Origin of the sequence: Ornithinimicrobium cavernae, assembly GCF_003121625.1 — a bacterium.
GTDB classification, from domain to species: Bacteria; Actinomycetota; Actinomycetes; order Actinomycetales; family Dermatophilaceae; genus Ornithinicoccus; species Ornithinicoccus cavernae.
The window spans coordinates 283,045-294,846 of sequence record NZ_QDDJ01000006.1 but is presented as its reverse complement, the minus strand read 5'-3'; the positions used below and the strand labels follow the sequence as shown (position 1 = coordinate 294,846).

Annotated in this window: 13 protein-coding genes and 1 tRNA gene; 6 read left to right on the top strand and 8 right to left on the bottom strand. The window is 72.6% G+C overall.

The window, feature by feature from the left end; all coding sequences use genetic code 11:
- Positions 1–317: 317 nt before the first annotated feature.
- Both DA085_RS21580 and DA085_RS09000 read right to left on the bottom strand, forming a co-directional pair.
- Entirely contained in the window at positions 318–794 is a 477-nt protein-coding gene (locus DA085_RS21580; RefSeq protein ID WP_237565399.1) for a hypothetical protein, read from the bottom strand.
- A gap of 956 nt (positions 795–1,750) precedes the next feature.
- The gene (locus tag DA085_RS09000) at positions 1,751–3,568 is read right to left on the bottom strand and encodes a cell wall-binding repeat-containing protein (protein WP_109472607.1); all 1,818 of its coding nucleotides are present in this window, start codon (positions 3,566–3,568) and stop codon (positions 1,751–1,753) included.
- Positions 3,569–3,895: 327 nt separating this feature from the next.
- Between DA085_RS09000 and DA085_RS08995 the strand changes: the two genes are divergently transcribed.
- Both DA085_RS08995 and DA085_RS08990 read left to right on the top strand, forming a co-directional pair.
- Positions 3,896–4,372: a flavodoxin family protein gene (locus tag DA085_RS08995; protein WP_109472606.1), complete on the top strand. Its 477-nt coding sequence runs from the start codon at positions 3,896–3,898 to the stop codon at positions 4,370–4,372.
- Between the two features lie 130 nt (positions 4,373–4,502).
- Positions 4,503–6,035 carry a M20/M25/M40 family metallo-hydrolase gene (locus tag DA085_RS08990; protein WP_109472605.1) on the top strand — a complete coding sequence of 511 codons (1,533 nt, stop codon included), beginning with the start codon at positions 4,503–4,505 and terminating at the stop codon, positions 6,033–6,035.
- A 91-nt stretch (positions 6,036–6,126) separates the two neighbouring features.
- Here DA085_RS08990 and DA085_RS08985 read toward each other — a convergent pair whose 3' ends face one another.
- Positions 6,127–6,837: a TetR/AcrR family transcriptional regulator gene (locus DA085_RS08985; RefSeq protein WP_109472639.1), complete on the bottom strand. Its 711-nt coding sequence runs from the start codon at positions 6,835–6,837 to the stop codon at positions 6,127–6,129.
- Between the two features lie 99 nt (positions 6,838–6,936).
- Here DA085_RS08985 and DA085_RS08980 point away from each other — a divergent pair, with 99 nt between their 5' ends.
- The gene (locus DA085_RS08980) at positions 6,937–7,329 is read left to right on the top strand and encodes a DoxX family protein (protein ID WP_109472604.1); all 393 of its coding nucleotides are present in this window, start codon (positions 6,937–6,939) and stop codon (positions 7,327–7,329) included.
- On the opposite strand, the gene DA085_RS08975 is transcribed toward DA085_RS08980, so the two are convergent.
- Both DA085_RS08975 and DA085_RS08970 read right to left on the bottom strand, forming a co-directional pair.
- Entirely contained in the window at positions 7,315–7,809 is a 495-nt protein-coding gene (locus DA085_RS08975) for a tetratricopeptide repeat protein (RefSeq protein WP_109472603.1), read from the bottom strand. The two genes, DA085_RS08980 and DA085_RS08975, sit on opposite strands and share 15 nt — an antisense overlap.
- 121 nt (positions 7,810–7,930) lie before the next feature.
- Positions 7,931–8,566 carry an alpha/beta hydrolase gene (locus tag DA085_RS08970; RefSeq protein ID WP_109472602.1) on the bottom strand — a complete coding sequence of 212 codons (636 nt, stop codon included), beginning with the start codon at positions 8,564–8,566 and terminating at the stop codon, positions 7,931–7,933.
- 114 nt (positions 8,567–8,680) lie between these two features.
- On the opposite strand from DA085_RS08970, the gene DA085_RS08965 reads away from it, so the two are divergent.
- A complete protein-coding gene (locus tag DA085_RS08965) occupies positions 8,681–9,661 on the top strand; it encodes an iron-containing redox enzyme family protein (protein WP_202619159.1) in 981 nt (326 codons plus the stop codon).
- On the top strand, positions 9,658–9,879 hold the full coding sequence (locus DA085_RS08960; RefSeq protein WP_109472601.1) for a CDGSH iron-sulfur domain-containing protein: 222 nt from the start codon (positions 9,658–9,660) through the stop codon (positions 9,877–9,879). Before DA085_RS08965 ends, DA085_RS08960 begins: the two co-directional genes overlap by 4 nt.
- Positions 9,880–9,919: 40 nt before the next feature.
- Here the strand turns inward: DA085_RS08960 and DA085_RS08955 are convergent, their stop codons facing one another.
- The gene (locus DA085_RS08955) at positions 9,920–10,567 is read right to left on the bottom strand and encodes a methyltransferase (RefSeq protein ID WP_237565398.1); all 648 of its coding nucleotides are present in this window, start codon (positions 10,565–10,567) and stop codon (positions 9,920–9,922) included.
- A gap of 78 nt (positions 10,568–10,645) precedes the next feature.
- Here DA085_RS08955 and DA085_RS08950 point away from each other — a divergent pair, with 78 nt between their 5' ends.
- Positions 10,646–11,173 (top strand): YdeI/OmpD-associated family protein, encoded by a 528-nt coding sequence (locus DA085_RS08950; RefSeq protein WP_109472636.1) that lies wholly within the window; start codon positions 10,646–10,648, stop codon positions 11,171–11,173.
- A 66-nt stretch (positions 11,174–11,239) separates the two neighbouring features.
- On the opposite strand, the gene DA085_RS08945 is transcribed toward DA085_RS08950, so the two are convergent.
- Both DA085_RS08945 and DA085_RS08940 read right to left on the bottom strand, forming a co-directional pair.
- Positions 11,240–11,329 (bottom strand) — tRNA-Ser (locus DA085_RS08945).
- Between the two features lie 10 nt (positions 11,330–11,339).
- Entirely contained in the window at positions 11,340–11,777 is a 438-nt protein-coding gene (locus DA085_RS08940) for a nucleoside deaminase (protein ID WP_109472635.1), read from the bottom strand.
- Positions 11,778–11,802: the final 25 nt, after the last annotated feature.

The window sequence follows — 11,802 nt, the reverse complement described above, 5'->3', positions numbered from 1 at the left end:
CAGAAGCGGGCAACGGTGACCGCAGTTGCACGCCGACAGGAGGCACACCCCCTCCCGCGGCGCAGTAGCACCGACACCCGCGACAGCGTCGTGCAGAAGCGGGCAACGGTGACCGCAGTTGCACGCCGACAGGAGGCACACCCCCTCCCGCGGCGCAGTAGCACCGACACCCGCGACAGCGTCGTGCAAAAGCGGGCAACGGTGACCGCAGTTGCACGCCGACAGGAGGCACACCCCCTCCCGCAGCGCAGTAGCACCGACACCCGCGACAGCGTCGTGCAGAAGCGGGCAAGGTTGACCGCCCCTGCACGACGCGCCTACGCGCTCGTCGGCTCGCGGCGAGCGAGCAGCCGACCCAGGAGACTCATGAACTGGTCCCCGTGCGTGCGCAGCCCGAGGACCGGGATGCGCAGGACCGGGTAGTCGGAGATCAGGAGCTCACCGTCACGGAGCGCGTCGTCGATCCGCTTCAGCCCCCAGGCGTGCTGGCCTCCGTCAATCTCTGCCCCGACTGCATGCGCCTCCCAGCCGACGTCAAGATAGATGCGGCCATGGGGTCCCTTCCTGACAACCTGGCGAGTCGGCGTCGGGAGACTGTGCTCGCGACAGAGCCGCGCAAAGTCCAGCTCGCCGAGGGCCTCCGCTCCACGCGTCACGTCCCGAAGGACGGTGCCCACGAACTCAGCTCGCCCGCTCCTGCGTCGGCCCGACCACTCCGCCAGCAGCCGGTCTCCGGTCGTCAGTCTCTGCTGCACGGGCATCACCAGCAGGAGTGCCGCCTGCCGATCACTCACTGCCCAGAGCGCAGCGTTGATGACGGCAACGTCCGTGGGGACCCTGGGCAGACCGGCCGCACCAGACCGGCGCGCCACGCGGGGGCGGTGCCGCCTCACACCTGGCAGGCGTCTCGCCCGCGTGCCGCGAGGCACCGTCACATGGATCGCGCTGTCGTCATAGTTCCTCAGGCCCGCCAGCATGAGCGCGGTCGAGCCATCGAGGAGCGCGCCGGACCCTGACTCCCACACCGCCCATGCCGCCGTGGCCGGCCAGGCCGTGGGGCGGTGCCACGGCCACCAGTGATCCGGAGCCCGCACCTGGTCCAGCTGGGGCGGACCGACAAAGATCGTGTGCCGACCCAGCACTGTCCAGCGTCCACCCCGAACCTCGCTGCGCTCCTCATCACGAGAAATCCCGGCGGCGCGCAGGACGCCTCGGTGCACCACACCGCCGTGCGTGCGGGCGTGGGCACTCGCCACCTCACGACGCCACTCCTGCCGCGCTCGCCGAGCCGCGCCCCGGGTGCGCGGCCGGGCGCGTCGCTGCACGCTGTCGCCACTGACCCCTGGCGGACCCTGACGATCCGTCTCGTCCGTGACTGTCTGTGCCATTGCGCCACTGTGTCCCAGATCGACAGAAGCGCGCTCGAGCGCCTGTGGATATCGCCTCCAGCCCCGAGCACCGCAGTCGAGCGTCGTGCCACACCGGGCAACCGTGACCGCTCCTGCACGACGGCAAGGCGCCACGGCAACGCACCCCTCCACACGTCGTGCCACACCGGGCAACCGTGACCGCTCCTGCACGACGGCATGGCGCCACGGCAACGCACCCCTCCACACGTCGTGCCACACCGGGCAACCGTGACCGCTCCTGCACGACGGCAAGGCGCCACGGCGACCTCCGAGGCGTCGGCACCGACGCCGCGAGGGCGCCCCGGGACTCCGGGACGCCCTCGCGGTCGAACGGGTGGGGCTCAGCCCGCGTAGTTGAGGCCCTCGAGCTGCTCCACCACGGTCTGGTTGACAGCTCCCGGGCCACCGAGGACGCTGAGGAACTGGGCCGCGAACCGGTCCAGCTCCGCCAGGGTGGCCGCGGGGATGCGGTCGGCCTGGACCAATAGCACCGGCCGGTTGTAGGCCGCGGCGTAGGCCGCGCCGGTCAGTGCGTCCGGGTAGTTGAGCCCGGTCGCCAGCACGGCGCCGTCGGGGCCGCCGAGCTTCTCGGACAGGGCCGCGGCCGTGGCGTAACGGTCCTGGCCGGCGACCCGGACGACCTCGTCGGCGTGCGCCTCCAGAGATGTGACGACCTCGTCAGAGACCGCGCCCGCGCCACCGAGCACGGTGATCGAGGCGACATCGAGCTCGCTGAGCCGCTCGGCCGTGGCCGCGGGGATGTGGTCCTGCTGCACGAGCAGCACGGGCTCACCCTGCGCACCGGCGACGGCGGACGCGGCCAGCGCGTCCGCGTAGGTCTCGCCCGTCGCGACGTACAGGTGGTCGACCTCGCCGGTGAACCGGCCGGCGATGTTGGCCGCGGTCTCGTAGCGGTTGCTCCCCGAGACCCGGGTGACCTCTCCGGCATACTCCTCGAGGGCGGTCATCACCTCGTCGGAGACCGCCGCCCCGCCACCGAGCACCAGCACGGTAGAGGGCTTCAGCCGGTTGAGCTCCGCCGCCGTCGCCGCCGGCAGGTGGTCGGGACGCACGAGCAGCACGGGACCGTCCTGCGCGCCGGCCAGGGCCGACCCGGTCAGGGCGTCGGCGAACTGCTCACCGGTCGCCACGACGACGGTGTCGGCCTCCTGCTTGCCGACGCGGCTGGCCGCGGCGGCCGTGGCGTAGCGGTCCGTGCCGGCCACCCGCAGGACCGACTCGGGGTTGACGACCAGCTCGACGGAGTCGACGCCGCCCTCGCCGACCGACAGGTAGCTCTCACCGGTGAACGGCACCATGCCCTGGGTGGTGGCCATCAGGTCACCGGTCTCGCCGTCGATCTCGTTGGGCAGCGAGCCGTCGTCCAGCTGCTGCCCGGCGAGCCACTCGACGGCCGCGGCCTGGTCGACGCCCACGGTCTCCAGCGCCGGCGCGACCAGCCCGGTCGTGTTCACGGGGGCGAAGCCCTCCCAGTAGCCGTCGGTCTGCGCACCCACCAGGTAGTCGCGGACCGCCGCGGCGGACAGGGCCGCGTCCCGGTCGTCGGCGAGCCCGCTCAACGCGCTGAGCATGAGGCCGGAGGCGTCGTTCTCGGCGACGAAACCGTTCTCACCGGTGAAGCCGAACGCCCCCGTCTCCGGGTCCTGGAACTCGTAGGAGCGGGTGAGGAGGCTCTGCGGGACCTCGGTGTCGTTGCGGTCCAGGCCGAGGATGCACAGGGCGTTGCCGAAGGCGTAGGCGAAGCCGCCGCACACGCCCTCGTCGGTGATCGAGCCCTGGATGGCGGCGATCAGGTCGACGCCGCCGAAGTCGGTGGCGGTGCGACCGGTGGCCGCGGCGACCAGCGCCAGCTTGCCAGCGGCGGGGCCGCCGGCGCCGGCGTAGGCCTCGGCCTGCGACTCGAGGTAGTCGGTCATCACCTCCACCTCCGCCTCGTGGCCGCCGGCGGCGAGCAGCGCGAGGACCGCGTCGGCGGTGCCGCCCGCTCCGCCCAGGTCGCCGGACTCGGGGACCTGGTCGGCGATGTAGGCGGCTGCGGCGGCAGCGGCCTCGGAGTCGTTCGGGGCGGCCAGGGCCGCGGGCGCGAGCAGCGCCAACGAGGCCGCGGACGCGAGAGCCAGACTGAGGGTGCGGGACATGGAGGACCTTCCGGGTGTGGTGGCCACCGCATCTGCCGACGAGGCCGGTCACCCGGCTGGCGGCCCGATCCGTAGACCACGACGGATATCTGACGAGCGCCAGGCCCGGCAGGCACTCCGGCTCCCCACGACTGCGGGTCACGGCTGCGGGTCAGCGCCGGTGTCGCACCGGCTTCCCCTGCTGGACCTTGCTGCCGACGACTCTAGCGGGTCGGCACCCTGCCACGACGACGGCGTATGCCGTCAGTCAGGCAGGTGCGCACCGGCACCGGGGCGGGTGGTCGGGTCCGGTGACCCCGCGGCATACAGGCCCCTAGCCTGGGGAGCATGACCGACTCCACCGCGCCGCGACGGCTGCTCGTCGTCCACCACACCCCCTCGCCGGGCATGCAGGCGATGCTCGAGGCGGCACTCGCGGGCGCCCGCGACGAGGAGATCGAGGGGGTCGAGGTCGTGGTCCGGCCCGCCCTGCAGGCCGGCCCGGTCGACGTGCTCGAGGCCGACGGCTACCTGCTGGCGACGCCGGCCAACATCGGCTACATGTCCGGCGCGCTGAAGCACTTCTTCGACCAGATCTACTACCCGTGCCTGGGGGCCACGACCAGCCGCCCCTACGCGGCCTACGTCCACGGGAACGAGGGGACCGAGGGCGCGGTGCGCGCGATCGGCAGCATCGCCTCGGCCCTGGGGTGGGAGCCCGTCGCTCCGACGCTCGAGGTGATGGGGACGCCGGACCGGGAGGCACTGGCCTCCTGCCGCGAGCTGGGCGCCGTGGTGGCCGCGACGATCATGCCCGGGATCTGACGCGTCGCCGGACGAGGGGAGCCTCTGGGGTCTTCCCCGGAGGGCGCGGGACCGCTACGTTCAGTCAATGCCCTGGTTCCTCCCAGGGCTCCCGTGGAGAGTCACCCGAGCGACATGGAGGTCGCAGACGATGAACCAGCTCACCCGATTCCGCAGCGCTGGCGTGCTGCTCGCAGCAGGAGGGCTGGCCGTCTCCGGCCTCATCGCCCTCCCCGGCACGGCCGCCCCACCGGCAGCCAACCCGGTGGCCTGCGACAGCCGCAACAACAACACCTATGCCAAGCTCCTGGACTGCGTGTCCGGCGAGGGCGCCGTCGAGCACCTGGAGGCGTTCCAGGCCATCGCCGACGAGCACGGCGACCGGTCCGAGGGCTCGCCCGGCTATGCCGCGAGCGTCGACTACGTCATCGACGTGCTGACCGACGCCGGCTGGGACGCCGAGGCGGTCCCGTTCAGCTACGAGGGCACCGACTCCGTGGTCGAGCAGCTGACGCCCGTCGCCGCCAGCTATGACCACTACGTGGCCGAGGGGTCGGGCGAGGGCGACGTCACCGCCGGCGTCACCCCGGTGGACCTGGCGCTGGATCCACCACGCGCCAGCACCAGCGGGTGCGAGGCAGCGGACTTCGCCGGCTTCCCCGCCGGTGACATCGCGCTCGTCCAGCGCGGGGCGTGTGCCTTCGGGCTCAAGGCCGAGAACGCCGAGGCTGCCGGCGCGAGCGCGGTGCTGATCATGAACCAGTGCGATACCCCCGACCGGTGCGGCCCGCTCAACCCGACCCTCCTGCCGTCGGTCGTGACCATCCCCGTCGCGGGACTGACCTTCGACGATGGTGCGGCCCTGGCCCAGCCGGGCTCGACCGCCCACGTCCAGGTCGACTACGTGACCAAGGACTCGCTCAACGTGATCGCCGAGCTGCCGGGCGTGAACGACGACAACGTCGTGATGGCCGGCGCCCACCTCGACAGCGTGACGGGTGGTCCGGGCATCAACGACAACGGCAGCGGCTCGGCCGGCCTGCTCGAGGTCGCGGAGGCGATGGGCAACCACACGCCGCAGAACACCGTGCGCTTCGCCTTCTGGGGCGCCGAGGAGATCGGCCTCGTCGGCTCCACCCAGTGGGTCGGCGACCAGTCGCAGGAGGAGCTCGACCGGATCGCGCTCTACCTCAACTTCGACATGATCGGCTCGCCGAACTACTTCTTCGGCATCTACGACGCCAACCAGTCGACGTTCGAGGCACCGGTGGTCGTCCCCGACGGCTCGGTCGCGATCGAGGAGGTCTTCGAGTCCTTCTACACCATGGTCGGCGAGCCCTACGACGACTCGGCGTTCAGCGGCCGCAGCGACTACCAGGCGTTCATCGAGAACGGCATCGCCTCCGGCGGTCTGTTCACCGGCGCCGAGGGCGTCAAGACGGACGAGCAGGCAGCCATCTGGGGCGGCACCGCGGGCGACTGGTTCGACCCGTGCTACCACCAGGCCTGCGACGACATCGACAACCTCGACCTGCACGCCCTGGATGTCAACACCGACTCGGTCGCCTTCACCGTGCTGACCTTCGCCTACTCCACGGAGTCGGTCAACGGTGTCCCGGGCGCGACGGTCCCGGGCAACCTCGAGGTGCCCGCCCCGGCCGGCCCGGAGGGCACGTTCCAGTAGGAACCGCTCCCGTCCGACCGTTCTCTTCGGCCGCTGGTCTGCTCGCCCTGTCCTGCAGACCAGCGGTCGATCTCTGCCCGGACCCGGGCCCTCAGATCCCGACCCGCGACGCGACCGTCGCGAACTGGTGCTCCATGAGGTCGTCAGCCGGCTCGAAGGTGTTGTGCAGCTGGCCGAACAGCTCGAAGCTGATCAGGCCATAGACCTGAGTCCACGCCCCGATGCCCAGCAGCACCAGCTCGTCGGGCAGGTCGGCGCCGAAGAACTCGCGGACCGTGCCGCACTGGGCGCTGAGCGCGGCACCGACCGGTGGTGCGTCCTCGGCGACGGGCACGCTGAGCCGGCCCGCCGCATACTCCTCGATGAGGAGCCTGATCATCGCCGCCGGCACCCTCGTGCCCGAGGCGATCGTGTCGTCCGGTGCCCGGTAGCCAGGGACCGGTGACCCGTAGAGCAGCGCGTACTCGTGCGGGTGCTCGCGCCCCCACTCGCGGACGGCCGAGGCGATCGCCACGAACCTCTCGGCCGCGCTGCCCCCGCGCGCCGATGCACGTTCGGCGGCCGCCCCCACGGCGTCATAGCTCTCGATGATGAGCAGGGTCAGCAGCTCGTCGCGGCCGGCGACGTAGCGGTAGACGGCCGAGGACACCATGCCGATCTCGCGGGCCACCGCCCGCAGGGACAGCCCGTCGGCGCCGTGCTCGGCCAGCTCGCGGCGGCCGGCCGCCATGATCTGCGCCATGACCTCGGCCCGGGCGCGCTCCCTGGCACCGGCCCGCCGTGACTCTCCTCGCTCCACCATGCCGGCGATCATCACACCGGAGAGCACCCGTCGCAATCCGGAGCGCTGCTCTCGACGTCGCTGGGCGCAGAGCGGGCCGCTTGCGGTGAGAATGGGGCCATGCTCCCCCGCGGCCTCCCCCTGGTCATCGTGCCGTTCGCGGTGTCCGGTGTGCTCCACCTGGTGCGGCCGCAGGTGTTCGAACCGATCGTGCCGCGCCCGCTGCGCCGGTGGTCACGGGAGCTCGTCCTTGCCTCGGGCGTGGCCGAGGTCGCCTGTGCGGCAGGGCTGCTGCACCCACGCATTCGTCCCGTGGCGGGCCTGGCGAGCGCCGCACTCCTCACCGCGGTGTGGCCGGCGAACGCCCAGATGACGCTGGACCTGGCCCGTCGTGCCCGTCGGCGGCGCGACCCGCGCTCTGTCGCCGCGCTCGTCGTCGGTGCGGTGCGGTTGCCGCTCCAGGTACCGCTGATCCGGATCGCCTGGGCCGCGCGTCGCTCAGTCGCCCACTAGCTGCTGGGCCCGGTCCCGCGCCTGGGCGCTCGAGGCGATGAGGTCGTCCGGCGCGCCGGCCTCCACCCGCATGGCGTAGGCGCTCTCGAACTCCGCCAGCGCCACCTCGGGTCGTCCCGCTGCGAGGAGGGTCTTGCCGTGGTGCTGCCGCAGCACCGGCTCCCACGGCGTGCCGGTGCACTCGGCCAGCAGAGCGGCATACTCCGTCAGCGCCTCGTCCACCCGACCCAGGTCGCGGGCGCAGTCGGCGAGCAGGGCCCGGACCCGCACCGTCGGTTCCTCCGCCGCCAGCAGAGCGCGGGCCCGGTCGGGGTCACCCGACCACAGGGCCTCGACCGCCTCGGCGAGGGGGTCCGCGGCCATCCCCTCCCGGAAGGCCGCGAGGTCCGTGATCCGGGGCAGCAGGCTGACACCGTCGATCACCCAGCCCGGACCGCCCTCGATGTCCGCCGGTGGCTCGGCCCGTGCCGTCTCTCTCACCCGCACATCGTCGCACGCAGGCGGGGCGACCTGACGCTGAAAGGGGACCCCTCAGCGCGGGCCGGACGGTGCCCTCCGCTCTCCGCCTCACGCCCGCGTCCTGCCCGTGGACCGGGCCGGCTCAGCCGGCGCGGAGCAACGACTCGGCGAGCTCCGCGGGTCGGCTGAGCGCGACCAGGTGACCGCCGGGCACCAGCTCCGGTGTCACACCCAGCCGCTCCTGCGCCACGCGGCGCTGGAAGTCTGGTGGGAAGAACCGGTCGTCGCGCGCGGTGAGCACGCGGGTGGGCACCTCCGGCCAGGCCTCCAGCGGCCACGGATCCTCGAACGGCCGGGCCGTCTGCGGTGGCTCGCCCTGGGCAAAAGCCTCCCGCCTGACCTCCTCGGGCACGTCGTGGAAGAAGTGCAGCACCGGGTCCAGCCCGCCGGTCATCAGGTCGGCGTGCCCTGTGGCCTCCCACCACTCGTGCCCGGTCTCTCCCGGTCTGGGCACCATCGCGTTGAGCAGCACCAGCTCGCGCACGTCGAGGCGGTCACAGACCAGCGGCGCGGACAGTCCGCCCATCGACTGGGCGACCACGGTGACCGGGCCGTCGGCCGCGCCCGCAGCGGCGACGATGGCCTCGGCATACTCAACCAGTCCCGCCTCGGGATCAGCGGCCGGCAGGTCGACGGCAGTGGCGTCGGGGAGCAGCGGCAGCAGGCGGTGCCAGTACCACGCCCTGCCACCGGCGCCCGGCACGAGGAGGTAGCGCATAACGGTCAGACTCCCGCCGCCGGCAGGACTCATCGCCGGAGGGCGCCTCTGGGGAGCCGCCCGGGGGTGACGCGACGGGGCGCGCCGCTGCCGGAGACGGGTCAGAATCTCGGTATGCACACGATGAGCACGACCCGTGCCGCGCTGCCCACACCCAGGGGGTCGCTGAGCGAGCGCGTCGTCGCCGACCTGCGCACCGACGCCGCCCGGCTCTCCCAGGGAGGGTCGCGGCCCGACGGTGTCGGCGAGGAGGACGCCGCGCTGACCCTGTGGGTACTGCACGAGCTGTCCTACGGAGGGTTCAGCGACGTGGACCCGGACGCGGAGTGGGAGCCGGCGGTCCTCACTCTCCGCCGCGACCTCCAGCGTGAGCTCGAGACGCGGTTGCGGCAGCGGTGGCCGGGCCACCACGTCTCCTCGGACGACTTCGCCGACGAGCTCATGGCCTACATCGAGGCCGACGACGGCCCCTCCGTGGCGTCCTACGTGCATACCCGTGCCACGCAGGAGCAGGTGCTCGAGCTGATCCGCTGGCGCTCGGTCTATCACCTCAAGGAGTCAGATCCGGCGACCTGGACGCTGCCGCGCCTGACCGTGCGGCCGAAGGCGGCTCTGGCCGAGCTGCAGTACGACGAGTACGGCTCCGGCCGGGCCGACCGACTGCACGCGCACCTCTTCGCGCAGGCGATGGAGGCCGTTGGCCTGAGCACCCGTCCCGGTGCCTACGTCGACGAGTGCCCGCCGGAGGTGCTGGAGATGAACAACGTCATGTCGCTGTTCGGGCTGCACGGTCGGCTCCGCGGTGCCTCGATGGGGCACCTGGCGGCGTTCGAGGTGACCAGCTCCGTCCCCAGCGGCCACCTGGTGCAGGGGCTGCAGCGGCTGGGGATGGCCCAGGAGCTCATCGACTACTACGCCGAGCACGTCGTGGCCGACTCGGTGCACGACCAGATCGCCGTGCGGCTGGTCTGCGCGGCGCTGGCGGAGGACGAGCCGGAGCAGGCCGAGGAGATCTTCTTCGGGGCCTTCACCTGCCTCGACCAGGAGGCCCGGTTCGCACGGGCCCTCCTCGGCCGCTGGGGAGTGGCCGTATGACTGCCCGCGCGCCCGAGCAGGCCGGGAGCGGCCAGGCCATGGTGTGTCCCGGAGGGCCGCTGCTCCTGCGTGGCGCCAGGAGCTACACCGACGACGCGGGCGTCGAGCACGAGATCGACCGACCCGTCGTCGCCGTGTGCCGCTGCGAGCTGTCCTCCCTGCTGCCCTGGTGCGACAGCACCCACAAGCGACTGCCCGAGGACAAGCGCCCCCGGTAGTCATCGTGGGCGCGGCCCTCACCAGACTGCGCCGGCCGCTTCACGAGAGGGACCCGGACCCGGCCGCCGATCGGTCCCGACGAAGTCCCACGAGCACACCCCGCTCGCCGTGACGCACCTCGGCCACCGCCAGGCCGTGACTCCCGACCTCGAGGTCGCGGGCCTGCTCGGCGGTCCCGAGCTGGAGCACGGCGAGCCCGCCGGGAGCAAGGTGCTCCCGGACCACCGCCAGGCACTGGCGGGCAACCGTCAGCCCGTCCGGGCCGCCGTCGATGGCCAGCAGCGGGTCCTCGGGATAGTGCGCCGTCTGTGCCTCCGGCACCCACGGCGGGTCGGCGATGATCACGGCAAAGAGCTCCTCGCGCGCCAGGACGTCGGTCAGGTCGCCCTCGCGGACCTCGACCCAGCCGGCCAGCCCGTTGGCCTCGGCGTTCCTGGCCGTCAGGACGAGAGCGGCCGGGTTGAGGTCCACGGCCACCAGGGGCCGCCTCACCCGCACCGGGGTCAGGGCCGTGGCCAGCAGACCGATGTGCCCGGCCCCGCAGCACAGCTCGAGCACCGGGCCCGGCGGTGCCGTCGCCATGGCCTCCACAGCCCACCGGGACTGGTCGGCCGTCCAGGCCCGCGGCTGGAGCACCCGCTCGTCATAGGAGACCGCGATCCCGCTGAAGTCCATCGTCGGCGTCACGAGCCAACGCTATCGAGCAAGCCCTCCGGTCAGGATCGGAGAAGCCACCCGGCGCTGGCGCCCGCTAACGTGCTCAGCATGAGCATCGCGGTCCACGGAACAGTGCAACGCCTCGGCGAGCGGCTGCTCGTCACGCTGCCGGAGGAGGCGAGCAGCGCGCTGCCGTCCCGGGGTCAGGTCGCGGTCGACGCGGAGCTGAACGGACACGGCTTCGTCACCGTGCTGGAGCCCGACGGCCGCAAGGGCCACTGGATCTCCGTCGACGAGCCGCTGCGCGACGCCCTGTCGCTCACGCAGGGGGACAGCGTGGTAGGCACCATCACCCCGACGAAGGCCTGGCCGGAGCCCGAGCTCCCCGAGGACCTCTCCGGGGCTCTCGCTGACGCCCCCGACCTCGCCGACGCCTGGGCAGACATCACCCCGATGGCCCGGTGGGAGTGGGTGCGCTGGGTCGGCGCCACCCGGAACCCGCAGACCCGCGAGCGCCGGGTCGAGGTCACCGTCTCCAAGCTGCGCGACGGGAAGCGTCGCCCCTGCTGCTTCGACCTCGCCTCGTGCACCGACCCCGAGCTCTCCAGGAGCGGGAAGCTCCTCGACATCCGCTGAGACAGCCGCACGACGAAGCCCCCAGTCCGACAACGGATCTGGGGGCTTCTCACGTCCTGGGACGTCTGGCGGTGGCGGTGGGATTTGAACCCACGGAGGACTTGCGCCCTCACACGCTTTCGAGGCGTGCTCCTTAGGCCGCTCGGACACGCCACCGCGTGGCAGGTTACCCGAGTCGGTGCGGGCCGAAGAAATCGACGAGGGCCGCGGCGCACTCCGCCTCGAGCACGCCGCCGACCACCTCGGGCCGGTGCAGGGCCCTGCGGTCGCGGGGGAGGTCCCACACCGAGCCGCACGCCCCGGCCTTGGGGTCCCAGGCACCGAACACGATCCGCGCGACCCGGGCGAGCACCGAGGCGCCGGCGCACATCGCGCACGGCTCCAGCGTCACGACCAGCGTGCACCCCTCCAGGCGCCACGCCCCGAGGGCCGCGCCGGCCTCCCTCAGCGCGACCACCTCCGCGTGGCCGGTGGGGTCGTGCAGCACCTCGCGGACGTTGAACCCGCGCCCCAGGACCGCGCCCTCCGGTGAGATGACCAGCGCGCCGATCGGCACATCGCCGTCCTGCTCGGCACCGGCGGCGAGGTCGAGGGCCTGACGCATCCACGCGGCATACTCCCCGTCCCCC